This window comes from Robiginitalea insularis, from assembly GCF_052497835.1.
The window spans coordinates 1,848,684-1,872,829 of record NZ_CP199296.1 but is presented as its reverse complement, the minus strand read 5'-3'; the positions used below and the strand labels follow the sequence as shown (position 1 = coordinate 1,872,829).

At 49.0% G+C, this 24,146-nt stretch carries 20 protein-coding genes; 15 read left to right on the top strand and 5 right to left on the bottom strand.

Features of this window, described 5'->3' with window-relative positions; translation table 11 throughout:
- Positions 1-17 precede the first annotated feature (17 nt).
- A complete protein-coding gene (locus tag ACT6NV_RS08530; protein WP_445384060.1) occupies positions 18-3,140 on the top strand; it encodes a WD40/YVTN/BNR-like repeat-containing protein in 3,123 nt (1,040 codons plus the stop codon).
- 66 nt (positions 3,141-3,206) lie between these two features.
- Complete coding sequence (locus ACT6NV_RS08525; RefSeq protein WP_445384059.1) at positions 3,207-4,247, top strand: zinc-dependent alcohol dehydrogenase family protein; 1,041 nt, start codon at positions 3,207-3,209, stop codon at positions 4,245-4,247.
- Positions 4,248-4,278: 31 nt separating this feature from the next.
- Here ACT6NV_RS08525 and ACT6NV_RS08520 read toward each other — a convergent pair whose 3' ends face one another.
- Together ACT6NV_RS08520 and ACT6NV_RS08515 are read right to left on the bottom strand one after the other, a co-directional pair.
- A complete protein-coding gene (locus ACT6NV_RS08520) occupies positions 4,279-7,554 on the bottom strand; it encodes a VPS10 domain-containing protein (protein WP_445384058.1) in 3,276 nt (1,091 codons plus the stop codon).
- Between the two features lie 51 nt (positions 7,555-7,605).
- Positions 7,606-8,139 (bottom strand): DinB family protein, encoded by a 534-nt coding sequence (locus ACT6NV_RS08515; RefSeq protein ID WP_445384057.1) that lies wholly within the window; start codon positions 8,137-8,139, stop codon positions 7,606-7,608.
- Between the two features lie 204 nt (positions 8,140-8,343).
- On the opposite strand from ACT6NV_RS08515, the gene ACT6NV_RS08510 reads away from it, so the two are divergent.
- The 5 genes from ACT6NV_RS08510 (at position 8,344) to ACT6NV_RS08490 (ending at position 13,481) form a co-directional block, all read left to right on the top strand.
- Positions 8,344-8,811, top strand: a complete 468-nt coding sequence (locus tag ACT6NV_RS08510; protein WP_445384056.1) for a GNAT family N-acetyltransferase — start codon at positions 8,344-8,346, stop codon at positions 8,809-8,811.
- Between the two features lie 73 nt (positions 8,812-8,884).
- Positions 8,885-9,358, top strand: a complete 474-nt coding sequence (locus ACT6NV_RS08505; protein WP_445384055.1) for a (2Fe-2S)-binding protein — start codon at positions 8,885-8,887, stop codon at positions 9,356-9,358.
- Between the two features lie 14 nt (positions 9,359-9,372).
- Complete coding sequence (locus ACT6NV_RS08500; protein WP_445384054.1) at positions 9,373-11,544, top strand: molybdopterin cofactor-binding domain-containing protein; 2,172 nt, start codon at positions 9,373-9,375, stop codon at positions 11,542-11,544.
- Between the two features lie 4 nt (positions 11,545-11,548).
- Positions 11,549-13,078 carry a glycosyltransferase family 39 protein gene (locus ACT6NV_RS08495; RefSeq protein ID WP_445384053.1) on the top strand — a complete coding sequence of 510 codons (1,530 nt, stop codon included), beginning with the start codon at positions 11,549-11,551 and terminating at the stop codon, positions 13,076-13,078.
- Between the two features lie 28 nt (positions 13,079-13,106).
- Positions 13,107-13,481, top strand: coding sequence for a VOC family protein (locus ACT6NV_RS08490; protein ID WP_445384052.1), 375 nt, complete (start codon positions 13,107-13,109; stop codon positions 13,479-13,481).
- 117 nt (positions 13,482-13,598) lie between these two features.
- On the opposite strand, the gene katG is transcribed toward ACT6NV_RS08490, so the two are convergent.
- Positions 13,599-15,845, bottom strand: coding sequence for a catalase/peroxidase HPI (katG, locus tag ACT6NV_RS08485; protein WP_445384051.1), 2,247 nt, complete (start codon positions 15,843-15,845; stop codon positions 13,599-13,601).
- A 348-nt stretch (positions 15,846-16,193) separates the two neighbouring features.
- On the opposite strand from katG, the gene ACT6NV_RS08480 reads away from it, so the two are divergent.
- The 8 genes from ACT6NV_RS08480 (at position 16,194) to ACT6NV_RS08445 (ending at position 22,077) form a co-directional block, all read left to right on the top strand.
- Positions 16,194-17,591, top strand: a complete 1,398-nt coding sequence (locus ACT6NV_RS08480; protein WP_445384050.1) for an alpha/beta hydrolase family protein — start codon at positions 16,194-16,196, stop codon at positions 17,589-17,591.
- Positions 17,591-18,121: a GyrI-like domain-containing protein gene (locus ACT6NV_RS08475; protein ID WP_445384049.1), complete on the top strand. Its 531-nt coding sequence runs from the start codon at positions 17,591-17,593 to the stop codon at positions 18,119-18,121. The genes ACT6NV_RS08480 and ACT6NV_RS08475 overlap by 1 nt, the downstream gene beginning before the upstream one ends.
- A 412-nt stretch (positions 18,122-18,533) precedes the next feature.
- Positions 18,534-18,704: a DUF6747 family protein gene (locus tag ACT6NV_RS08470; RefSeq protein ID WP_445384048.1), complete on the top strand. Its 171-nt coding sequence runs from the start codon at positions 18,534-18,536 to the stop codon at positions 18,702-18,704.
- Positions 18,705-18,762: 58 nt separating this feature from the next.
- Complete coding sequence (locus ACT6NV_RS08465; protein WP_445384047.1) at positions 18,763-18,894, top strand: hypothetical protein; 132 nt, start codon at positions 18,763-18,765, stop codon at positions 18,892-18,894.
- 189 nt (positions 18,895-19,083) lie between these two features.
- The gene (locus ACT6NV_RS08460; RefSeq protein WP_445384046.1) at positions 19,084-19,704 is read left to right on the top strand and encodes a TIGR04282 family arsenosugar biosynthesis glycosyltransferase; all 621 of its coding nucleotides are present in this window, start codon (positions 19,084-19,086) and stop codon (positions 19,702-19,704) included.
- Position 19,705: 1 nt separating this feature from the next.
- Positions 19,706-20,530, top strand: a complete 825-nt coding sequence (locus ACT6NV_RS08455) for a purine-nucleoside phosphorylase (RefSeq protein WP_445384045.1) — start codon at positions 19,706-19,708, stop codon at positions 20,528-20,530.
- 63 nt (positions 20,531-20,593) lie between these two features.
- The gene (locus ACT6NV_RS08450; protein WP_445384044.1) at positions 20,594-21,349 is read left to right on the top strand and encodes a DUF547 domain-containing protein; all 756 of its coding nucleotides are present in this window, start codon (positions 20,594-20,596) and stop codon (positions 21,347-21,349) included.
- Positions 21,346-22,077 carry a TIGR04283 family arsenosugar biosynthesis glycosyltransferase gene (locus tag ACT6NV_RS08445; RefSeq protein ID WP_445384043.1) on the top strand — a complete coding sequence of 244 codons (732 nt, stop codon included), beginning with the start codon at positions 21,346-21,348 and terminating at the stop codon, positions 22,075-22,077. Before ACT6NV_RS08450 ends, ACT6NV_RS08445 begins: the two co-directional genes overlap by 4 nt.
- On the opposite strand, the gene ACT6NV_RS08440 is transcribed toward ACT6NV_RS08445, so the two are convergent.
- Both ACT6NV_RS08440 and ACT6NV_RS08435 read right to left on the bottom strand, forming a co-directional pair.
- Positions 22,040-23,080, bottom strand: a complete 1,041-nt coding sequence (locus ACT6NV_RS08440; protein ID WP_445384042.1) for an N-acetylmuramoyl-L-alanine amidase family protein — start codon at positions 23,078-23,080, stop codon at positions 22,040-22,042. The genes ACT6NV_RS08445 and ACT6NV_RS08440 overlap by 38 nt on opposite strands.
- 29 nt (positions 23,081-23,109) lie before the next feature.
- Entirely contained in the window at positions 23,110-24,108 is a 999-nt protein-coding gene (locus tag ACT6NV_RS08435) for a glycoside hydrolase family 113 (RefSeq protein ID WP_445384041.1), read from the bottom strand.
- Positions 24,109-24,146: the final 38 nt, after the last annotated feature.

Below are 24,146 nucleotides of genomic sequence, written 5' to 3'. Positions count from 1 at the left end.
CCTTAAAAACTTTTGAAATGAAATTAACCCGAACCCTGTTAAGCCTGATCGCCCTGGGCAGTTTTCTGATCGCAGCGGCCCAAAAAAAAGATTCGCGGAATACTGCAAATCAAACCCTCCCGGCAGGATTTTATGAAGGCATGGAATGGCGCAATATCGGGCCCAATCGCGGGGGTCGCTCCCTCGGTTGCGCTGGCAGCCCCAGCAGACCCTATGAGTATTATTTTGGAGCTACAGGGGGCGGTTTGTGGAAAACCACGGATGGGGGCAATGAGTGGAAACCCGTTACCGACGGGAAAGTCACCAGTTCTTCTGTAGGGGCAGTAGCCGTAGCCGAAACCAATCCGGATATTGTTTATATCGGGATGGGGGAAGTACAACTCAGGGGTAGTATTACCCAGGGGGATGGGGTGTATAAATCAACAGATGCAGGGGAAAGCTGGGAGCATTTAGGACTAAAGGAGACTCAGGCCGTGGCCCGCATCCGGATCCACCCCGATAATCCCGACATTGTTTACGTCGCAGCCCTCGGCCATCCTTATGGCGATAACGAGGAACGCGGGGTATTTCGTTCAAAGGACGGGGGCAAAACCTGGGAAAAAGTTTTATACGCAGGCCCCAAGGCAGGGGCCGTAGACCTGATCATCGATCGCAACAACCCTGAGGTATTGTACGCCAGTACCTGGCAGGTGTATCGCAAAGCCTGGAAGATGTGGGGTGGCGGAGGCCAGAGTAAACTCTGGAAATCCACAGACGGAGGAGACAACTGGACCGACCTGACCGGCAACCCGGGTATGCCCGAGGGCCCCATAGGAAAAATCGGGGTTACGGTTTCTCCGGTTGATTCCAATCGGGTCTGGGCCATAGTAGAGGCTAACGAAGGAGGGGTTTTCCGATCCGAGGATGGCGGCAAAACCTGGGAACGCACCAATGACGAGCGAAAACTCCGCCAACGTGCCTTTTACTATTCCCGAATCTACGCAGACCCAAAAGATAAAGAAACGGTGTATTGCCTGAATACCAGTTTGTACAAATCTACCGACGGGGGTATAACCTTTGACACTACCCTTCCGGTGCCGCATGGCGATAACCACGACCTCTGGATCGATCCTGAAAATCCGGAACGCATGATCAACTCCAATGACGGAGGGGGAAATGTCAGCATCAATGGCGGGAAGACCTGGACCGAGCAGGATTATACCACTACGCAATTCTACCATGTAATGACCACCAGTGATGTGCCATATCACGTCGCAGGAGCACAACAGGACAATAGTACCCTGGCCATGCCCAGTGACGGCTGGGACCATATGCAGGCCAGAGGGCCTAATCACGGTTGGTATTATGCCGTGGGCGGAGGGGAAAGTGGCTGGATTACCCAGCATCCGGACGAACCCGATATTTTTTATGCAGGCAGCCAGGGTGCCCTGCTTACCCGTTATGACCGAAGTAACGGCCAAATCCGGGATATACAGGTTTACCCGCGTTTCTTCTCCGGAGAACCGGCCGAGGCCCTTCCGGAGCGCTGGCAGTGGACTTTCCCTATCATGTTTGCACCTCAGGATTCACGGGTGATGTACACCTGTTCGCAACACGTATGGAAAACCACAGATGACGGGCAATCCTGGGAAAAGATAAGTCCGGACCTGACCTATGCCGACCCGGAGACCCTGGGGAAAACCGGGGGAGTCATTACCATGGATATGAACGGCCCCGAAATTTACGCTACGGTATTCGCCCTGGCGCCCTCCTATCACGACATCAACACCATCTGGGCAGGTTCTGATGACGGAAAAGTACATATTACCCGGGACGGCGGTAAAAACTGGCTGGATATTACCCCCAAAGGCCTTCCGAAATATTCCAGGGTCAGTATTATTGATGAGTCCAGGCACAGGCCGGGAACCCTTTACCTGGCGGCAAATCGCTATCAGGTAGACGACCGGCAACCCTATGTTTTTAAAACTCATGACTACGGCAAGACCTGGACTAAAATCACAAATGGTATTGCAGACGGGCATTTTGCCCGGGCGGTCAGGGAAGACCCGGTGCGGCAAGGCCTGTTGTTCCTGGCAACCGAACATGGGGTTTATTTCTCATTAAATGACGGAGCCTTGTGGCAAAGCCTGCAACTCAACCTGCCGGATACACCTATCCGGGATCTGGTTGTAAAGGATGATGATGTGGTCCTCGGGTCCCACGGACGGGGTTTCTGGATCCTGGATGACATTCATTCCCTTCGGCAATACCAGCCCGAAATGAAAGATGCCGGCGCCGTACTTTTCAAACCCTCAGATGCGATCCGCGGGATCAGCGATGCAGCCATACCCTATTACCTCAGCAAAGAAATTGACAGCATTACCTTTGAGATACTCGATGGGAATGGCCAGCTCATTGACACCTTTACCGGCAGCCAACCCGAATACAAGGTAGATCCGGACCTCCCCTGGTGGCAACGCGGGGGCTCCAGCAAACCCACAACGGCCAAAGGCCTGAACACCTTTACCTGGGACCTGAGGTACCCGGGGGCCACAACTTTTGACGGGATGATTATCTGGAGCGCTCGTCCGCAAAGGGGCCCCAAAGCCCCTCCCGGGGAATACCGTGTGCGGATGAAGACCGGGTCCTATGAACAAACCTATCCGTTTTCCATCCACATAGACCCCAACCTAAAAGGGGTTACAGAAGCGGACCTTAAGGAACAATTTGAACTCGCATCCGAAATTATGAAAAAGACCAGTTTAGCAAACAAAACGGTCATTGATATTCGCAAGGTTCGCGGTTTTCTGGAATCCAATAAATCGGAAATTAATGAACCGGGCTACACCAATATCATTGTTCCGCTTTTAGGTAAATTATCTGTCATTGAAGAAAAACTTTACCAGGTCCGGAACCAATCCGGCCAGGACCCGCTGAATTTCCCGATTAAATTGAATAACCGTCTGGCCTCACTAAGAAGAAGCGTGGAAACCGGTGACGCCCGGCCTACCGATGGGGCTTATACCGTTTTCAGGGAGCTTTCGGCAGAACTGAAGGAGCATGTTGTTGAATTTGGGAAAGTCATGAATGAAAACATTCCAGAGGTTAACCGTTTACTGGAAAGCTCTGGTATTCAGCCTATGGGGGATGGAGGAAAGTAGCCCCTGGCCCATTAGGTATATCATTTAACATGAACAGGCAAACGTCACAAATAGCCATATTCCCAGATGAAAGCACTGCTTTATGATGCCTTCCAGAAAACCCCGGAAATCCGGCAGGTAGCTGATCCCGAACCCAATCCCCATGGAGTGGTGATCCGGGTTAAAGCCACCGGCCTCTGCCGGAGCGACTGGCACGGATGGATGGGACATGACCCGGATATTTCCCTGCCCCATGTTCCCGGGCATGAATTGGCAGGCACGGTGGAGGCTGTTGGCCGGGAGGTGAGGGCCTTTAGAGCAGGCGACCGGGTTACCCTTCCCTTTGTCTGCGGCTGCGGTCATTGCAGGGAATGTGCTTCCGGAAATCAACAGGTATGTGATAAGCAATCCCAGCCAGGCTTTACACATTGGGGCTCCTTTGCCGAGTACGTGGCGGTGGACTATGCAGACACAAACCTTGTGAAGTTGCCTGATGATATTGACTACGCCACCGCGGCTGTGTTGGGTTGCCGGTTTATCACCTCATTCCGGGCCATCGTGGCCCAGGGAAGGGTTAGTGGAGGCCAATATGTAGCAGTTCATGGTTGTGGGGGAGTAGGGTTGTCCGCCATTATGATTGCAAATGCTTTGGGAGCACAGGTAATTGCAGTAGATATCAGGCAAGCTGCTCTGGAACTGGCACGCGAACTGGGAGCGCAGCATTGCCTGAATGCCAGGGAAACGACTGATATCGCGGGGGCCATAAGAGACCTGTCCGACGGAGGGGTACAGGTTTCACTGGATGCCCTGGGAAGTCAGGAAACCTGCTTGAATTCCATCTCCGGCCTTGGAAAAAGGGGAAAGCACATTCAGGCCGGCCTTATGACAGGAAACCATAAAGCTCCCAAAGTACCCATGGGCAGGATAATTGCAGATGAACTCCAAATTCTGGGTACTCATGGGATGCAGGCGCATAAATACCCCGAAATGCTTACAATGATCCAAAACGGGATCTTACAGCCACAAAAACTTATACAAAAACGTATTCACCTTGAAGAAGCCGCCACAGCCCTGCCCTTAATGGATCGGTTTGACCATCCGGGCGTCCAGATAATCGACTCCTTTTAACGGATCAGGCCTGGCAGATTTTAATTCCGGGCTAAAACCTGCGACCAGCAGTGTAGGGGGCTCCCGCTTTTTCCATATCTGACTCCAACTGCTGGAGGGCATCCAGAAAGGACCGGATCTTCGGCTGAAAAACGGAAAAGGCCTCCCCTGCCCCGGCTATACTTTGCTTTTGGGTTTGCGTAGGGGGGCGGGTAGTCTCCCAATGCCCGTAAATGACACTTCCCACCATAGCTTGAAGGCTGGGTGGGCCGTTTTCATTGAGGCGTTGTTGTGCCCGGTTCCCCGAGAGTTCTGTTTGGAGGTCTGCCCTGCGGTCTTCCAAAGATTTAAGCCGGTTAAAGAAATCGGGGCCTGCTTTGGCGGTTTGTGTCAGGGCTGCTTTCATATAGCGCATCCGTTCCTCGGCTTCTCGTAATTGGCGGTTTGCAGAAGCAAGCTGGCGGGAAAGTTCACTGGTTTGCTGCTGAAAAGTGGCTACCTCCTCAAAATCAGCGCTTCCCAAAAGAGCAGGAATGGGTTTTACCTCAAATTTCTGTGGTGGTCCCTGGGGTTCCAGGGTGCCGGAAAACATCACAAAGAGTTCTGCCGTATAGCTTCCAGGTGCCGCAAGGGGGCCCTGTTCCTGCCCTGCCCAGGGGGGTACAAACCCGGGCTGGCTCAAATCAATAGGATCGGGCGCAGCGTATCGCAAATCCCAGTTTATACGGTGCATGCCTTTGGAAGCCGGAGCCTTCAGCCAGCGGACCGGTTCATTCGCGGCATTTCGGATGAGCACCAGGGCGCTTGCCGCTTCATCCTTGTTTTCCTCCAGTAAGTTTTCCCAACCGGGGAAGGGGATGTCCTTTCCTTCTTTGCGCAGGGTTTTTTCGGTTTGCTGCCTTTGCGCTTTGGCAGTTTGCGGAATGTCTTGCAGGAGGAATGTTATTAAGGCTCCGTAGGGCGGATTATCTGCCACATAACTGGTACTGCCAAGGGTAGGCATCCCTTTTGCCTGCATGGGGGCATTGGGGATATACCACCAGGCATCCCGTACCGGGAAAAGCGTATTTTTTCCTGCCTGCGGCATGCCGGCAAGCGTGCGCAGTGAGCTGTAATCGTCCAGGATAAAAAAGCCCCTGCCGAAGGAAGCCCCAACCAGGTCATTATCCCTGCTGTGCAGCTCAATATCCCTGAAAGGGATGGTAGGCACCCCAGCAGTTAATTGAATCCAGTTCCTGCCTTTATTGAGACTGAAATAGATTCCGTATTCCGTTCCGATAAATAACAAATCCGGATTCAAATGGTCTTGTTTTATGGACCAAACAATTGTCCTGGCCGGCAAATCCCCGGTAATGGATTTCCAGCTGCGACCCCGGTCTGAGCTCATAAACAAGTACGGTTTGAAATCACCAAGCTTATGTGCATCTGCAGCCGCAAACACCACCCCGGAGTTGTGAAGGGAAGCCTCCACATCGTTGATAAAGGATCTGTTGGGAACCTGAGGCAATGCTCCACTTTTTCTCCAGTTCTGACCTCCATCTTCACTTATATAGATCAGGCCGTCATCCGAGCCCGTGTAGAGTAACCCTTCCTCCAGGACAGACTCGGAGATATTCGTAAGGGTTGCATATTTGGACATGGCGCCATTATCGTAAAGGGCATCCACACTCCAGACCCTGCCGATCATTTCCAGTTCATATCGGTTTGTATTGGTGGTCAGGTCACCACTTACGGGAGTCCACGAATTGCCCTGGTCATCGCTCCTCCAGAGGCGCTGGGAACCATAATACAAGCGCTTGTGGTTATGCGGGCTGATCAGTATCGGGCTATCCCAGTTCCAGCGCTCAGGAGGGTCATTGGGCCCGGGCTTCGGCTGGATATTGAGAACCTCTTCGTTGCTTTTATGGTAGCGATGCAGTTGTCCTTCCTGTATCTCCATATAAATGATATCCGGATCTTCAGGGTCTACAGCTGTATCATAGCCGTCTGCGCCCAGGGGAACATACCAGTCCTGGTTCCGCACTCCTTCAGTATTGGTGGTCGCAGAAGGCCCGATCAGGGTCCCAAGGTCCTGGGCCCCGCCAACTATATTGTAAAATGGTTGGGTGTTATCCAGGGCGAGTTTGTAGAACTGGGATATTGGCAGATTTGGAAAATGCCGCCAGGTTGTGCCCTCGTCAAAGGTCTCGTACAAGCCCGCATCGGTACCGGCCAGCAAATGCGACCCATCTGCGGGGTCAATCCAGAGGGCGTGGTTGTCACTGTGCTTCTCCCTTCCAGTGCCGAGGTAATCAATGGTTTTGCCCCCATCCCGCGTTACGTGTAAAAAAACATCCATCTGGTATACCAGATCCGGATTGGTGGGAGACGCTTCAATCTCCTGATAATAATGGGGTCCGGTCCCCCCGGAGATATAACTGTTTTGTTTTTCCCAGCTTTCCCCTTTATCTGAGGAGCGATAGAACCCTTTTTCAGCATCATCAGCCTCTATGGTAGCGTACACCAGGTTCGGATCGGCAGGGGTAACAGCCAGGCCAATTTTTCCCATATCTCCTTTAGGCAGGCCCGTTTGCAAGCGCTTCCAGCTTTTGCCCTGGTCAGAGGATTTATAAATTCCGGAAGCAGGGCCTCCTGACAGCAGGGACCAGGTGTGCCTGCGTCGCTGATAGGAAGCTGCATAAAGCACATCCGGGTTGGAAGGATCGAATTCTATATCGGTTACCCCGGTATGCTCATCGATCTCGAGGACCAAATCCCAGCTGTTGCCGCCATCTTCAGAGCGATAAAGGCCCCGTTCTCCCCCGGAAGCCCATAAGGGTCCCTCTGCGGCTACATAAATCAGATCGCTGTTTCGCGGATCGATTGCAATTTTTCCAATATGTTCTGAACGACTCAAGCCCATGGATTGCCAGCTGTTGCCACCATCCAGGCTCCTGTAGACACCATCTCCCCATCCCACGTGCCTTCCGCTTACATTTTCCCCTGTTCCCACCCAGATTACCTGGCTGTTATTCGGGTCTATGCTCACTGCTCCAATGGAATAAGAAGGCTGATCTTCGAAAACCGCCTGCCAGCTAATGCCGCGATTGATTGTTTTCCAAACCCCTCCGGAACCTGCAGCAACGTACCAGGTATTGGGATGATCCGGACTAACCGCTATATCTGCTATTCGCCCACCCATAACAGCAGGCCCAACAGCCCGCATCGAAAGCCCTTTTACGGCTTGCTCAACAGTGGTTTTATTACTTTGCGCCAGCGATTCTACAGAAATAAACAGGCATAAAAAAGCAAAAAGGAAGAGGGGTTTAAGGGCTGGTTGGTTGTTCATCTTGAGGACTATTAAAATTTGGTTTCTCGTAAATATAATGAAAGCTGCTGCTTACCAGGTATACTCAGGGGGGGCTATGTTGTTCATCCGAAGATACAGATTGGCCTTTGCCCGATGATTTGCCATATGGTCCTGCACGTAAAACAAAGCAAAAGCGCGACTTACGGTATTGCCGCTGTGGTACATTACACAAGGTTCATCTAACTGCTCCTGTTCAATGGTATAGATCACCTCAGTGGCATAGGCAAAGCCTTTTTCGAGCATTTCCAGGATATCTTTTTTACCCAGGGAAGCGGCATCCGGCGGATTCGGGCTAACCTCCATTCCCTGGACATAGCGTTTTGTCAATAACTCAATGGTATAGGCAATATGTACCATCTGTTCTCCGAAAGTCTTACTGACTTCGGTAGGCCGGTAGGAGTACAATTCCTCGGGCATTGCCCTGGCTACTTGCAGACAATGATCCCGGGCCTCTTCCCAAACAGGTAAATACATTTGTGTAAACGGGGTTTTAGGAGTCCTTTGTTCCTGCCCAAAACCCAGACAGATTCCAAACAACAAAGTAGCCAGTAAGATATTTTTCATGATACAATTCTTTTGTGCCAGATACAAGATACTCAATCCCTCCATATCCTGCGAGAAAAGATACCTGCCTTCCGGAAATCAGTACTGGATTTTCTTTTCTTTCCGACTGTCCAGTTCTGACTAAAACCTTATTTTTAACCTGAGCCCGGTTCCCCAACTGAATTTTAAGGGCCGTCTGTTTATAACCCACATTATACAGGTGTCTTGATTGAAAAACTAAATCATTCCGATACGGGGATTGCCCAAAAAATACACCAGGTTTTCCAGGAATCCTATGTCGTTGAGGCCACTTTATTGAAAGCAAAGGACTTCCCTCCTTTACGGAGGCCGCTAGAAGGGTTTACACAGAGTAAAAATGATTTTTATGCCTATACCTCCGGCGGGCAGATCTGGGGCGTAATAGAGATTGTTTTCAGGCAGGATACTACTCATATACAGAGCCTTGTGGTCCTTCCGGCGCATTTTCGAAAAGGAATCGGAAAAGCTCTTGTGGAATTTGCTTTTAAAACATATCCTTCCAGGCGATTCACTGTGGAAACGGGTTTGCAGAATGATCCTGCAACAACCCTTTACCGGAAATTGGGTTTCAGGGAGGTCGGTCAGTATATAGCGGAGGCAGGCATACAGAAAATTCAATTTGAGAAATCCATTACAGGCCAGGCTATTTCCTGATTTCAACAGATCCTCAAATTTCTTAACTGTAGCAATTGTACTTTTTCAGTAACTTATACTAAATTTTATTTGCATGGCTACATTCAATCTTCTTGTCAATAATGAATCCCATGAGGTTAGCGTGGCTGAAGGAACTTCGCTGCTTTGGGTGCTTCGGGAACATTTAGGACTTACCGGGACCAAATACGGTTGCGGGATTGCACAGTGTGGATCCTGTACCATACACGTAGACGGAAACCCCGTGAAAGCCTGTATTCTGCCCGTAGACAACTTTGCGTCAGGACAACAGATAACCACCATAGAGGGATTGTCCAATGGGGAATACACGCCTCTTCAAAATGCCTGGATAAGTGAACAGGCGCCACAATGCGGCTATTGCCATTCGGGGCAGATTATGCAGGCGGCGGCCCTTCTTAAATCCAACCCGGATCCCAGCCGGGACGAGATTAAATCCTACATGAATGGTATTCTGTGCAGGTGTGGCACCTATATGCGAATAATCAAGGCCATCGAAAAGGCGGCAAAAGAAAACAAATCCATCAGTTAGAACAAACAACTATTATGAAAGCCCAAACCATTCAAAGCCGACGTGACTTTTTAAAAGCTTCCGGAGGCGTAGCCCTTTTGATAGGAGTCTCAGGCATATTGCCGGGATTTATTTCCTGTGAGGATTCCGATAAAGTACGGGAGGCCCTGGAAAAACACAAGGTAACCGCCTGGGTTCAGATAAGTCCCGAAGGGGATATCGTTATTTATAACCCGGCTGCCGAAATGGGCCAGGGTTCCATGACTTCCCTGCCACTGATCCTGGCAGAGGAAATGGATGCAGACTGGTCCAGGGTAAGCGTGGAGTTCTCTCCTCAGGAAGCCGACATCTATGGCTCCCCGGGATGGGCCCCGGGAAGTAAGCTCATGTTTACCGTAGGGAGCCGGACCACCAATAGCTATTACCAGGTAATGCGTAAGGCAGGTGCCCAGGCCCGTTATGTTTTAATGCATTCGGCTGCCCGGTTGTGGGATGTTCCAATTGAAGAGTTATCGAGTTCGAACAGTGAGATCATCCATTCCAAAGAGAACAGGAAAATCAGTTACGGGGCGCTTGTTCCCCATCTGAGCTGGCCTGACCAAATGCCGGAGATTACCCCCTCCGATTTAAAACCTCAAAGCGAATTTAAACTGATAGGAAAGCAGATTCCCCGAACGGAAATACCTTCCAAGGTGGATGGGACTGCACAGTTTGCCATGGACATTAGGCTTCCCGGAATGGTGTATGGGGTGATGGAGAGAGGCCGGCTGCATGGGGCTGCCCCCAAATTGATGAACAGAGAAGAAATCCTCGCAAAGCAAGGGGTTCTGAAAGTAGTAACGCTCGATTATGCCATTGGCCTGGTAGCAGAGACCCTGGAACAGGCCCTTGCCGCCAAAAAACTACTGAAAATTCAGTGGGAAGACTCCATAGCGGCTGGTTACAACAGCCAGGAAGCGTTCGGCGATTATGAGAAAATGGCTGCCAAGGCAGGGCCCGGGCAGGTGATTACCGAGATCGGGGATGTGCAAAAAGCGCTGCAATCTGCCCCGAAAAAGTATTCGGCTGACTTTAAGAATGACTATGTATACCATTCCCAGATGGAACCTCTTAACGCAGTGGTTCGGGTCTCGGAAGACCATACTGAGGCAGAAGTTTGGGTAGGCAGCCAACAGGGGCCAGATACCAAATTGGGGGTACCTACCCTGTTGGGGATTCCACACGAGAAAGTTAACGTACACCTGCAGTATTTGGGAGGAGGTTTTGGTCGCAGGAGCATGAATGATTTTGTAGAGGAATGTGCCCTGCTCGCCCGTGAGATGGCCCCTGCCCCGGTAAAACTGATCTGGACGCGTGAAGATGACCTTACTTACGGGGCTTTCAGGCCCTTATCCTTTCAACGCCTTACAGCAGGGGTAAATTCCCAGGGGAACATTACGGCTTTTTCCCACTGTGTGGTTGGGGACGGAGGTAATCTGGTGGCCAGCGGGGTAAAAAACGACCATTACAATATCCCGAATCAATTCGCCGAGTGGCGGGAAGCAAAACACGGGATCCGATTAAAACACTGGCGCTCGGTGGGCCATGGGCCAAACAAATTTGCTATTGAATGCCTGCTGGATGAGGTAGCTCTTGGGGAAGGAAAGGATCCGGCAGCCCTCAGGAGGGAATTGATGCAGGACTCTCCCAGGGCCCTTGCAACTCTTGAGAAGGTTCTGGAGTTATCAGACTGGAAAGCTGACCTTCCTGAAGGCAGGGCAAAAGGTCTTTCCTTTGTGGAGCATGGTTCTTTGGGAACCGGGGTTTGCGAAATTTCAGTTAACCGCCAGTCCGGGCTAATCAGGGTACATAAATTTTGGATTGCCCTGGATGCCGGGGTGGTGATACAACCCGATAATGTTATTGCCCAAATGGAGGGCGGCATAATCATGGGAATGAGTAGTGTACTGAAAGAACAAATTACCATTGAGGATGGCCGGGTGCGCCAATCCAATTTCAATGATTACCAACTCCTGAGAATGCAGGAAGTCCCCGATGCAATTGAAGTTGCAATAATCCCGTCTGATGAAGTGCCTCAGGGGGTTGGGGAAACAGCAACCCCAATGGTTGCGGGAGCCATTGCAAACGCTTTCCTCAAATTGACCGGGAAACGCCTCAGGCATCTGCCCTTTAGTCCGGATCGCGTATTGGAGATTCTAAATAGCTGAGCAGATGCTATCCCGAAATAATCTGGTCCTGATTTTCCTGGTCCTGATCAAATTTCTGGTTCAGTACCTGGCCATTGATTCAGGCTACGAGCTCCACCGGGATGAGTATCTTCACTTGGACCTTGGAAACCACCTGGCCTGGGGATACCGTTCTGTTCCCCCGATTACCGGGTTTTTGTCCTATCTCATCCACCTTCTGGGAAGTGATGTTTTTTGGGTAAAGTTTTTCCCCGCTGCTTTCGGGGCCATTACCCTCTGGATTGTATGGAAAGCTACAGAGGCCCTTAACGGAGGACTTTTTGCGATGGTACTTGCCAGCAGCTGTGTCTTTTTTTCGGCCCTGCTGCGCATAAATACCCTGTACCAGCCCAATTCCCTTGAATTTATGTTGTGGACCCTGGTCTTTTATACAGTTCTGCAGTTTGTTCGAACAGAAAACATTAAATGGATCTGGATCGGAGCCCTGGCTTTTGCGATCGGATTTCTGAACAAATACAATATTGGCTTCCTGGCCCTGGGGCTCTTTCTGGCATTACTGGTTTCGCCACAACGCAAAATTTTCAGCAACCGTCAATTATATGGTGCCCTTGCTCTTGTATTAGTACTGATCACCCCTAACCTCTATTGGCAATACACCCAGAATTTCCCGGTAATTCGGCATCTTAGCGAGTTAGCCAGGACCCAGTTGGTCTATGTAAACCGAATGGATTTCCTGAAGGAGCAGTTTTTGTTTTTTGTAGGAGGTCTGCCTGTGCTGTTTCTTGCCTTATTTTCATTTTTCACCCATCCCCCATTTAGAAAATATCGCTTGTTTTTCTGGAACCTGTGCTTTACGCTCATACTGTTCACCTATTTTAAGGCCAAAAGTTATTACGCCATGGGGCTCTACCCCATCTTATTCGCTTTTGGGGCAGTTTATGCCGAAAGCTTGCTGAGCGGAAACTGGAAAAGGTACCTCCGCCCGGTGTTGCTGGCTATTCCGTTGCTGGTCATTATTGTAATGTTCCGTATAATGGTTCCTGTGCTTTCTCCTCCTGAAATTGTCAAGAAATCGGAAACTTTTGAAAAATTTGGCCTGCTCAGGTGGGAGGACGGCAGGAACCACCAGATACCCCAGGATTTCGCGGATATGCTCGGCTGGAGTGAACTGGCCGGACTCGCAGACCAGGCGTTAGAAAAGGTTGCCGACAAAGAACATACGCTCATCCATTGTGACAATTATGGAGAAGCAGGGGCGATCAATTACTATTCAAAACAGCTTTATACAGATGCAGTTTCCACGAATGCCGACTACATTGACTGGTACCCTCTGGATGCATTTGAAATTCGGAACGTAATTTTGGTGAAGAGTACTTATGATGATGACCCGGAGCGCGAGCGGGAGCGGGAATTTTTTGAAAGCGTTGAACTCATTGGGCAGATAAACAATCCGTACGCCAGGGAATTTGGAACAAGGGTTTGGTTGCTGAAAGGAGCCAAAGTTTCTATAAATGAAATCCTGAGGGAAGAAATCCAAAGGGAAAAAGCAGAGTAAGCAGCCAAAAACAAAAAATAAAATAGCCATGAATCTGAATCAGGTTACCCTGCCCTGCAGGGATGTTCAAAAGTCTATTTCCTTTTATTCAGCCCTTGGGTTAAAGCTCATTGTTCGGGCCCTGCCGGATTATGCTCGCTTTGAATGCCCGGAGGGAGATGCAACTTTTTCCCTGCACCGGGTTGAGGAGTTGGCACAGGGCGAAGGGGCTATGATATATTTTGAATGCGCAGATTTGGATGAAAGGGTTAAGTCCCTGCAAAGGAAGGGGGTCCTTTTTGATTCACTCCCTGAGGATAAACCATGGTTGTGGCGGGAGGCCCGCCTCAGGGATCCCGATGGTAATTCACTGGTGCTATTTTACGCCGGCAAAAATCGAAAGGATCCTCCCTGGAAACTTTAGGAATAAAGGCCTCTACAGGATTAGTCTCTAAAAGAAAAAGTGGCCCGGATGGGGCCACTTTCAGCATTCAAATAATTCTATGGAAAGGTTGCTGCCTCCCCGGTTCAGTTTTGCGAATCAGAAGCGGTCCAGATTCATGACCTTATTCCAGGCGGCGATGAAATCCGTTACGAATTTTTCCTTCGCATCGTTGCAGGCATAAACCTCAGCCAGGGCTCTCAATTCAGAATTGGAACCAAAGATCAGGTCAACCCGTGTTCCGGTCCATTTCAGGTCTCCGGACTTGCGGTCGCGGCCTTCAAATACCTGCTCCTTATCATCCACTGGCTTCCATTCGTTATCCATATTAAGCAAATTCACGAAGAAATCGTTGCTCAGGGTTTCCGGCTTGTCTGTAAAGACTCCGTGTTGAGAACCGTCAAAGTTTGCATTGAGAGTTCTCATCCCCCCAACAAGGACTGTCATTTCAGGGGCTGTAAGCGTCAGCAATTGCGCCTTATCCACAAGGAGTTCCTCTGCACGCACAGAAATTCCGGACTGTTTGTAGTTTCTGAATCCGTCTGCCACTGGCTTCAGGTGTTCCATGGCTTCGGCATCCGTCATTTCCTCACTCGCATCAGTACGACCCGGACTAAAGGGAACATTCATTTTATAGCCGGCATCATGGGCTGCTTTTTCAACTGCAGCACATCCTCCCAGAACAATCAGATCGGCAAGGGAAACTTTTTTATCCCCTTTCTGTGCTTTATTGAAGGATGACTGAATATCGGTTAGGGTATCCAGTACTTTTCCAAGCTCAACCGGATTATTGACTTCCCAGTCGTTTTGCGGGGCCAGTCGCACCCGGGCTCCATTGGCACCTCCCCGGTAATCCGAGCCTCTGAAAGTAGAAGCGGAAGCCCATGCTGCCTTAACCAGCTCAGAGATACTCAATCCGGAAGAAAGTATGTTTTTCTTCAGGCTTTCAATATCCTTTGCATCTATCAACTCGTGGTCAACCGCAGGAATCGGGTCTTGCCAGATCAGGTCCTCTTTAGGAACTTCAGATCCCAGATAACGGTTCTTGGGGCCCATATCCCGATGGGTCAGCTTAAACCAGGCTTTCTGGTACGCTTCCTTGAATTCATCCGGATTTTCCAGGAAATGCCTTGAAATCTTTTCATAGGCAGGATCCATACGCAGGGAAAGGTCAGTTACCAGCATAAACGGATCGTTTTTCTTTTCAGGATCGTGCGCATCCGGCACGGTTCCGGCACCGGCCCCGTCTTTGGGTTTGTACTGCCAGGCGCCTGCCGGGCTCTTGGTCAGTTCCCACTCATAGCCGAAGAGGTTCTCCAGGTATTTGTGGCTCCACTTTATGGGCGTGTCGGTCCAGGCTCCTTCGAGGCCACTGGTGATGGTGTCTGATCCTTTACCGGTACCAAAATTGCTTTTCCATCCCAGACTTTGCATATGAATTGGTGCCCCTGCGGGTTCTGCCTCCAGATACTCCGCATCACTGGCTGCACCGTGGGTCTTCCCAAAAGTATGTCCTCCGGCTATCAGGGCTACGGTTTCGTAATCATTCATTGCCATCCGTCCAAAAGTCTCGCGGATGTCGTGGGCGGCGGCCAGAGGATCAGGATTACCGTTAGGCCCCTCAGGGTTTACGTAAATCAGTCCCATGTGAGCGGCTCCCATTTGTTTTTCCAGCTCTCCGTTTTCATTGTATCGAGCCTTATTGCCGAGCCATTCCGTTTCAGAACCCCAGTAGATATCTTCTTCAGGCTGATAGATGTCTTCCCGGCCACCTGCAAATCCGTACATGGGCAGCCCCATGGATTCATGTGCCACATTTCCTGCAAGGATCAGCAAGTCTGCCCAGGATATCCTCTTCCCGTATTTTTGTTTTATCGGCCAAAGCAGTACCCTGGCTTTATCCAGGTTTGCATTGTCCGGCCAGCTGTTCAGCGGGGCAAACCGCTGGGCTCCGGTTCCTCCCCCGCCACGTCCATCAGCAATGCGATAGGTTCCGGCAGCATGCCAGGCCATCCGGATAAAAAATGGCCCGTAATGACCATAATCTGCTGGCCACCAATCTTTACTGTCAGTCATTAATTCGGTCAGATCTTTCTTAACTGCATCCAGGTCAAGCGTTTTGAACTCCTTAGCGTAGTCGAAGTCAGGGTCCATTGGGTCAACTTTTTCCGAATGTTGACGCAGGATGTTAAGATTCAGTGAATTAGGCCACCAATCCCGGTTAGTAGTTCCTCCACCGGCAGCCTGCATCATTTCCCCATTCAAAAACGGGCATTTGCTGGCATCAGCTCCTTCATTAGCATGATATGCAGCTCCGGAGCCGTTACTATTTTTCAGATCTTCCATAAGACGTATTGTGTTTTTGTTTGATTCTTTCAGACCTCTAAAATACCAATATTTTAGCTATTAAAACTTAAATATTCATAGATAAATACTATTATCCATATTGATTTCCAATGCATCCTTTATCTTCTGTAAAACAGTCTGTTAAGGCTCAGCAATGGCTAGCTCAATGACCTAAAAGGATACGTTCGAAAACCCGCAAAAGAAATGGCATTTGTCTGAAATTACAAATGACCTGGATCAGCCAGATTGTCTCTATCCCTTTTCGTTTTCCAGACCTGTAGGATTCTTATCCCTGTGCATTGGCTGATACCCCCTAATAATTTAACTTTAAAAGATAATTGGCTCGCTATGAAAAAATCAATACTCATCACATTCCTTTTATGCACGGCCCTCTCCTGGACACAGGAAATAAGTGGAGAATGGAACGGGGTTTTAAAAGTGCAGGGGCTGCAGCTCAGGCTAGTATTCAATATACAGCAAACGGAGGACGGCACCTACTCAGCCACTATGGACAGCCCGGACCAGGGTGCAAAGGGCATTCCGGTAGATGAAACCATATTTGTAAATGACAGCCTGAAACTCAGCATACTCCGGGCGGGAATCCGGTATGAAGGAATGCTAACTGAACAGCAGGAAATATCAGGCACTTTCAGGCAGGCGGGACAGGCTCTGCCATTGGACCTTCGTCGTGAAATAGTTGAAAAAGCCCCGGTCCTCAGGCCTCAGGAACCTAAAGAGCCGCTCCCCTACCGCTCAGAAGACATCACATTTGATAATCCCGAAGCCGGGATCACCCTCGCGGGAACACTGACCTTGCCAGAAGCCGGTGAAAATTTTCCAGCCGTAATCCTGATTAGCGGGAGTGGTCCGCAGGACAGGGATGAAAGTCTTTTGGGGCATAAACCCTTTTTGGTGTTGTCCGATCATCTGACCCGAAATGGTATTGCCGTTTTGCGATTTGACGACCGCGGGACCGCCTCTTCTGGTGGCGATTTCAGTTCGGCAACCAGCCTGGATTTTGCCTCGGACGCAGAAGCAGCACTGGCCTATTTAAAAACCCGCACTGAAATAGACCCTGCCAGGCTGGGCCTGATCGGGCATAGCGAAGGAGGGCTGATCGCCCCGATGGTTGCCGTTTCTTCCGAGGAGGTTGGGTTTATTGTGCTGCTGGCCGGGCCCGGAGTGAGTGGCTATGACATTCTCCTGCAGCAGACCGAACTAATTTACCGGGCCAATGGTATGGAAGCTTCAGAATTACAGGCCGAATTAGACCTGCTTCAGGGAGCGCTGGATATTATTGTAAACACCCGTGAGGAAACCGCATTGCAGCCGGAGTTAAACCAGTATTATTTGCAAAAATTTGAAGAGAACCCCTCTCAGGTTCCAGAAGGGATGACAGCTGAAGCCCTTGCACAAACTTATGCGAGCCGCCTGGGCACTGTATGGATGCGCTATTTCCTGACCTATGATCCGGTTCCGTCCCTCCAGCGAATCAGCTGCCCGGTCCTGGCCCTCAATGGATCCAAAGATTTACAGGTGCCGGCAACCCAGAATCTAAATGCTATTCGGGATGCGCTTCAGAAAGGCGGAAATAAAAATGTAACTGTAAAAAGCATGGATAATCTGAACCATCTTTTCCAGGAAGCCGGTAGTGGTTCCCCATCCGAATATGCGACAATTGAACAAACCTTTTCTCCCGTTGCCCTGAAGGAGATTTCAGACTGGATTCTTAAGACCGTTGAATAATGCAGGCAGGAAAACGTCAGAACCCCCGCAATAAAAAGATTCCGGTAACCAAAAAACCCCGAATCGAAGAAATAAGACCCCTCCTGCTGATTGGGATCCACTGCGAAATGTCCATTGCTGAGAGTAAAACCGGGGAGCTTTGGAAGCGATTTATGCCGTACAAAAAGCAAATTGAAAACCACATCCCCGATCTGCACTATTCGGTTGAAATTTATCCCACGGGCTATTTTGATCATTTTGATCCCCAACGGCTTTTTGTTAAATGGGCCGCGGTGGCGGCCCAACCGGAGAGCAGCCCTCCCGAGTCAATGGAAAGCCTTAGTATTCCAGGTGGTTTATACGCCATATTTCGATATAAGGGGCGCCCGGAAGAAGCTTCATCCTTTTATTGGTATATTTTTTCGGAGTGGTTGCCACAAAGCGACTATCAGTTAGACCACCGGCCCCATTTCAGCCTGATGGGAAAGGAATATCGAAACGCAGATCCGCAGTCTGAGGAAGACATCTATATTCCGGTTGTTAAGGAATAGGAATGCAGAAAACATATTTTCGAAACCATCTCTTAATGTTTAGGAAACCCGGATAACACAAAATTTCCTGAATTTTAGCATCTCATTCATTCCTACAAGTTGTTTGAGTTAGTTTGGTTGTAAACCGGTACTTCAGGTGCCGGTTTTTGTTTTTTAAGAGTGCTTCAAAAAATAGAAGTGGCTGCTGCTTAAGAAAACGGTCCTATTAAGGTGCTTTTGAGCGATAAATTCCGGGGTTTATGGAATAACTCGAAATTGTGTTTTCCCGATAAATGACATATTTCTTCGATTTTTTGTTGCTGCACCAGCAGTTGATCGAGCTTTTTTATCACAAAATCCAAATACACCCAAAGTTTACAATAAAGGCATAAGCTTTGTCCTGAATGAAAAAGTTAATCTCTAAGACACGTTTATGAAAACAGTTTTACTCTTTAAAGAACTCTACCTGGAAGCTTTCAGGGATTTCGGGAACTTTGTAATCCGCAATTATTTCAAGGCATTTACCTGGTTTAGCTTTGCACTATTCTTTATAGTACTCTATGCCTTTATATTCAGGCTTTTTACAGGTTTCGTTTGGGATTAGGCCTTTTGTAGTCCTGTCCAGAATTACAGAATTACTCTTTTACGAGAACACTTAGATTATGAAAGAACTACACTATTTTGAAAATATTCAAAGGGTCTGGCAATTTATATTGCGATACCGAACCGCTTTTTTCTTTTGGTTCTATCTAGTAGCCATTATGGTCTATTCCTATCAGGCAGTAACGGTCTAGGAAAGAATTGAAATAAAACTTGTAGCGGAACCTGCAGGCCCGTAATGCCAATGTGCCTTCCGGAGCACTCCCGCAAACGTTAAAAATACTGTAAACGTAAGGGGATACTTTGCTTCAAAACAATATATTTGTGGGTGAACACGGCTGATGACTATCCAATAGTTATATCAGTCAAAACACCCATTTTCTTTGCCCCGAAAGTCCACCTCAGCCCTGCTTATTTTTACAAGAAATCCGGAATTGGGCAAATGCAAAACCCGCCTAGCTGCAACAATAGGCGAGCAGGCTGCACTGGAAATCTATATTTATTTACTGAAACACACGGCTTCCGTTTGCACTGAGGTAAAAGGGGCAGACAAGTATGTTTATTTTAGCGAGAAACGGGGCGATGGAACGCTTTGGGACCCGCTGCAATTCCAGTTTAAAGTACAGGAAGGTGCCGGTCTTGGAGAACGAATGAACACTGCCTTTAGCAGGGCTTTTGGCGAAGGCTATGAAAAAGTTGTCATTATTGGAAGCGACCTTTTAGACCTTAGCAGCAAGGACATAGAAACTGCCTTTAAGAAACTGGATGAATATGAAATAGTAATAGGGCCAGCCTCAGATGGCGGATACTATCTGCTGGGGATGAAAGCACTGCATCCCGGTCTGTTTCAGGGGAAAGACTGGGGTAGTGACAGCGTACTTAAGGACACCCTTGAAGACCTCAAGGAAATCGACTCTTTTCTTTTACCAGTTCGCAACGATATAGACCGTTACGAAGATATTTCCGGACGACCCGAATTTAAATCCTATTTAAAAGCGCATTAAGATGACCTTAAAACAATTAGAGACTTCTGTAAAGTATCTTAAAGATAAGGGCTTCGAAGCCCCGGAAATTGGAATAGTCCTTGGCTCTGGCCTGGGACGGATGGTGGAAGAGATACAGGCCCCTCTAATTGCACACTACCATAATATCCCTTTTTTCCCGCTGGCAACCGTTGAATTTCACAGCGGGAAACTGGTTTATGGAAACATCTCTGGGAAAAAGGTTGTGGTTATGCAAGGCCGCTTTCACCTATATGAAGGCTATGACTTTAAGGATATCACCTACCCCATCAGGGTAATGCAACAACTCGGAATCAAAAAACTCCTGATTTCTAACGCCGCAGGGGCTATTAACCTGGATTTTAAAAAGGGAGACCTGATGCTGCTGGACGATCACATCAATCTGCAGGGAGGCTCCCCCCTGGCTTTCAAGAATGTTGCCGAATTCGGAAATCGCTTCGTGGATATGAGCGAACCCTATGACAGGCAAATGTGTCAGATGCTGATGGATATTGCCTCTGAAAATGACATCAGGCTGCAAACCGGGGTGTATGCGGCAGTGGTCGGGCCTCAGCTGGAAACACGGGCCGAATACCGCATGTTAGGCAGGATGGGGGCCGATGCCGTTGGCATGAGCACTGTTCCCGAAGTAATTGTGGCCAATCACCTTGAATTGCCCGTTATAGCTGTTTCTGTTCTGACCGATGAATGCGACCCTGATAACCTGCAACCGGTTAATGTTTCAGAAATATTGGCGGTAGCAGCAAAGGCCGAACCGGAGCTGGTCAAACTTTTTAAACTGCTAATTGCCGGGTTAAAGGATGCCTGATCCTGAGGTATAGGTGTAAGTTTTTAATCATTTTAACTACTTAGGAGGTATATTATTCAAGATATGCTCAGAGGGATTTTCATTTGTTTCCTGCTCGCCGTACAGGCCGGCTCGCTGTCAGAAATTTTTACTGAGGCTGATTTGGTTTATCATCAGGACAGAGTACCCAGCCATCATTTGTGGGACCAGCTTTTAAAAAGGCATGTACAGGAATCCGGTCTTGTGGACTACAAATCCTTTCAAAACGATTATACGGAACTAAGCAAATACCTGAAGGACCTTGCTGATCATCCGCCAACTGAGAAATGGAACAGGGAAGAAATTCTCGCTTACTATATCAACCTGTACAATGCCGGAACGGTTCAACTCATTTTGGACCATTATCCGCTGGGAAGCATTAAGGAGATAAACCGCCCCTGGGGTCAAAAAATACTGCGAATGGGCAGCCGGGAAGTTTCCCTGGGCATGCTTGAACATGAACTGCTCCGTGAAATGGGTGAACCCCGTATTCACTTTGCCATTAACTGCGCTTCCTATTCCTGCCCGAAACTGCTTCGGGAGGCATTCACCGCCCGGGACCTCAACAAACAACTGGAGCAGGCTACCCTTGGTTTTATAACAGATCCTGAGCGCAATAAGGTATCCGCAGACGGCCTGGAACTCAGTAAAATTTTTAAATGGTATAAGGGAGATTTTGCAGGCGGAGACCAGGAACTGGTCGATTTTCTGAACAAATATTTGGCCACGCCCCTGGATACCAAAATCAAAATCAGCTACCTTCCCTATAATTGGGACCTGAATGAAATAAAAACTCCTTGAAAGAGATCAGTATCATCATCCCGGTTCTCAATGAAGCCAAAAACCTAGAAAAGCTTCTTCCCTATTTACACGGAAACAGCAGCCCTTCCAATATCCTGGAAATTCTGGTCGTGGATGGGGGCAGCAGGGATGAAAGCAGTTCAATTGCCAAACTGCACAGCGCCAGGGTAATTAACAGCTCAAAGGGGCGGGCGGTTCAACTCAATGCCGGTGCCCGGCAGGCCCGTGGCAGCATCCTCTATTTCCTGCATGCAGATTCGTGCCCTCCCAGGGGGTTTGACCAGCTGATCCTAAAGGCCATGAACAGGCAAATTACCGCGGGATGTTTCAGACTCCAATTTGATGAGGACAGCTGGTTTCTGAGGTTTTTTGCCTGGTGGACCCGCTTTAATTTCAGCCTTTGCCGTGGGGGAGACCAGTCCCTCTTCCTGCCAAAAGAGTGGTTTGATGAACTTCAGGGGTTTAATGAAGCCTACAGGGTATATGAGGACAATGAATTTATACAGCGGATCTGTAAAAAATTTCCTTTTGCCATCCTGAAGCAGCGCGTGCTTACCTCAGCACGAAAATACAGGCAGGTAGGGATGTTCCGGCTGCAATATTATTTTGGGATCATTCACCTTAAATATTTCCTGGGGGCAGGGCCTGAGCAACTACATGAATATTATAGCAGGAAAATTGCCAGGAAGGTTAACGCGACTCAAAATCCAGAAGCAGGCCTTCGCTAATCCAATTGGCAAGTGCCTGTCGGTTATCCGGTTCCAGGATGCGCCGCTGGTCTTTGCTGTTGCTGATATTGCCAATTTCGATAAAGGCCATCGGTGGCAGGGTCTTTTTAACCAGGTACAAACTGCTCCTGTCTTCAAAGGAGCCCGTATAAACTCTATTGGGCTGGTAATATGCGTACTTTTTCCGGAAGGTTTCATGAATGCGCTCTGCAAGTAATTTCCCGCTTTTGCTTTTATGGTGGTGGTAGAAAAAGACATCGATATTCTGCCCACTACTCCTGCTATCTACGTGGGTAACAATAAGTCGCTGATATTTTCCGATATTCTGACGGTACAGTTCATTGACGGCCTCGGTGCGTTGTTTTAAGCGCTGTAGTTGATTCAAAGGGATTTCCTGTTCCGGATAAATCACTTCATCCCGGTCCATTTCCAGTATCCTTTTATCCCGTATCCCATCATCCGGATCTCTTACAATTATGTAAACCGTAGCACCCTGCTCCAAAAGCAGGCGGGCCAGGCGGAGGGTAACATCATAAGCGTATTCGTCTTCCGAAATACGGGTATTCCCGTAGGATGTTACGGCACCAGGGTCAGGGCCTCCATGCCCGGAAACAAGGTAAAAAACAGCCCCTTCCATTTTGTTATCCCTGAACCGGACCGTCTCATAATCTTTTCCAAAAATTTCAAAAGTACCCGTGGCCACAGCCTCTTCAGCCTCCCCCGGAACAGCTTCCACGGCTGCCTCGGTTATCTCCCGGTCTACCGGAATCATGTAACTGACCCCTTCAAATAAATGCAGGCCATCGCGCAGGTTGTCCTCGTTCAGGGCTATAAATTCATCCAGTTGGTTGTAGGGATCTGCCCCGTGCTTGCGAAGCAGGGAGTACACCCCGTCTCCCTTCTCAGCAATCACCGTTTTCAGCGAATCCTGCGCGATTAGGCCAGGCATTGCCAGTAAACCGAAAAAGATCAGAACAAAATTCTTTCTAATTGCTTCCTCCATCTTGGATAACTACTATTCAAATATACTTTTTATTGTTTTCGGTAATAATCCCGGATCACAGCCTCAGCAGGTTTATTCTGCGGGGTAAACCGATTGTCTGAAGGTCCTCCTGCTCTGGGGTGGTGTATAAACCATTTCCATACAAAGCCCCCCGCAAACCAGGATTCCTTCCAGAATTCCTCAAAGAGGGCTTTTTTGGCATTGGCCTGGGCTGTCAGGTTTACCTGCTGCTCCCCCCGGTCTACCAGCCAGGGCTTCTTTGCCGCATAATCCATGCTGCGGTAGCCATATTCAGTAAACAATACCGGCCTTCCCACAGACCGGGATAGTTCATTGATTTGCTTTTTCCATTTCTGCCATCCTTCCCTGAGCTCTTCCACACCGGGGTTTCGTTCTTCTGACAACGGAAAATAGGCATCCATCCCAATATAATCCAGTTCCCTCCAGAATGGCGTCCGCGGGTACTCGTCCCAGTTGGCAGCATAGGTCAGCTTTCCCTGATACCTGGATCGTATCTCCTTAATGAGTGACTTCCAGTATTCCGGGCGGGCCTTTACAAATTCCTCCAGCTCCGTTCCTATACAAAAAATGGCTGTCCCGGTTTCTTCTGCCAGATCTGCATAGGTGAGGATAAAATCGGAATATTCTTCTTCCAGACGTTTCCAGTCTGCTTCTGAATTCATTTTGAGGTCTCCCGTAAACACCCCCCGCCAAATCCAGAGCTGTGGTTTGAGCATTACCTGTATCCCATTCTTCTGCAGTAGTTTGATGTACTGCCGGGCTCCTTCACGGGTTTCCCCGTACCACTGCCGATCTGTATCAAAAATAATCTCAGGGCTTCCCAGTTCCCTTATGAAGCCAAAGGGCATTACCGCGGCGTGATCTGCATTTACGTTCATTACCGCCTCAACATGTTCCTGATCGGCCGGTTCCCGGGAACCGACAAAACTTACCCCGTTAATCTTTTCAGGCTTTTGTCCACAGGAAAACTGTAGAAAAAACAGAAGCAGGATACCTATTTGCCGCATGTCCAGTGGATTTAAGATTAAAAGTAAATATTTATATC

What these genes read in the sequence shown, in the direction of transcription:
- ACT6NV_RS08530 (WP_445384060.1), top strand. Translation starts at nt 18, where the DNA reads ATGAAATTAACCCGAACCCTGTTAAGCCTGATCGCCCTGGGCAGTTTT.
- ACT6NV_RS08525 (WP_445384059.1), top strand. Translation starts at nt 3,207, where the DNA reads ATGAAAGCACTGCTTTATGATGCCTTCCAGAAAACCCCGGAAATCCGG.
- ACT6NV_RS08520 (WP_445384058.1), bottom strand. Translation starts at nt 7,554, where the DNA reads ATGAACAACCAACCAGCCCTTAAACCCCTCTTCCTTTTTGCTTTTTTA.
- ACT6NV_RS08515 (WP_445384057.1), bottom strand. Translation starts at nt 8,139, where the DNA reads ATGAAAAATATCTTACTGGCTACTTTGTTGTTTGGAATCTGTCTGGGT.
- ACT6NV_RS08505 (WP_445384055.1), top strand. Translation starts at nt 8,885, where the DNA reads ATGGCTACATTCAATCTTCTTGTCAATAATGAATCCCATGAGGTTAGC.
- ACT6NV_RS08500 (WP_445384054.1), top strand. Translation starts at nt 9,373, where the DNA reads ATGAAAGCCCAAACCATTCAAAGCCGACGTGACTTTTTAAAAGCTTCC.
- ACT6NV_RS08495 (WP_445384053.1), top strand. Translation starts at nt 11,549, where the DNA reads ATGCTATCCCGAAATAATCTGGTCCTGATTTTCCTGGTCCTGATCAAA.
- ACT6NV_RS08490 (WP_445384052.1), top strand. Translation starts at nt 13,107, where the DNA reads ATGAATCTGAATCAGGTTACCCTGCCCTGCAGGGATGTTCAAAAGTCT.
- katG (WP_445384051.1), bottom strand. Translation starts at nt 15,845, where the DNA reads ATGGAAGATCTGAAAAATAGTAACGGCTCCGGAGCTGCATATCATGCT.
- ACT6NV_RS08480 (WP_445384050.1), top strand. Translation starts at nt 16,194, where the DNA reads ATGAAAAAATCAATACTCATCACATTCCTTTTATGCACGGCCCTCTCC.
- ACT6NV_RS08475 (WP_445384049.1), top strand. Translation starts at nt 17,591, where the DNA reads ATGCAGGCAGGAAAACGTCAGAACCCCCGCAATAAAAAGATTCCGGTA.
- ACT6NV_RS08470 (WP_445384048.1), top strand. Translation starts at nt 18,534, where the DNA reads ATGAAAACAGTTTTACTCTTTAAAGAACTCTACCTGGAAGCTTTCAGG.
- ACT6NV_RS08465 (WP_445384047.1), top strand. Translation starts at nt 18,763, where the DNA reads ATGAAAGAACTACACTATTTTGAAAATATTCAAAGGGTCTGGCAATTT.
- ACT6NV_RS08455 (WP_445384045.1), top strand. Translation starts at nt 19,706, where the DNA reads ATGACCTTAAAACAATTAGAGACTTCTGTAAAGTATCTTAAAGATAAG.
- ACT6NV_RS08450 (WP_445384044.1), top strand. Translation starts at nt 20,594, where the DNA reads ATGCTCAGAGGGATTTTCATTTGTTTCCTGCTCGCCGTACAGGCCGGC.
- ACT6NV_RS08440 (WP_445384042.1), bottom strand. Translation starts at nt 23,080, where the DNA reads ATGGAGGAAGCAATTAGAAAGAATTTTGTTCTGATCTTTTTCGGTTTA.
- ACT6NV_RS08435 (WP_445384041.1), bottom strand. Translation starts at nt 24,108, where the DNA reads ATGCGGCAAATAGGTATCCTGCTTCTGTTTTTTCTACAGTTTTCCTGT.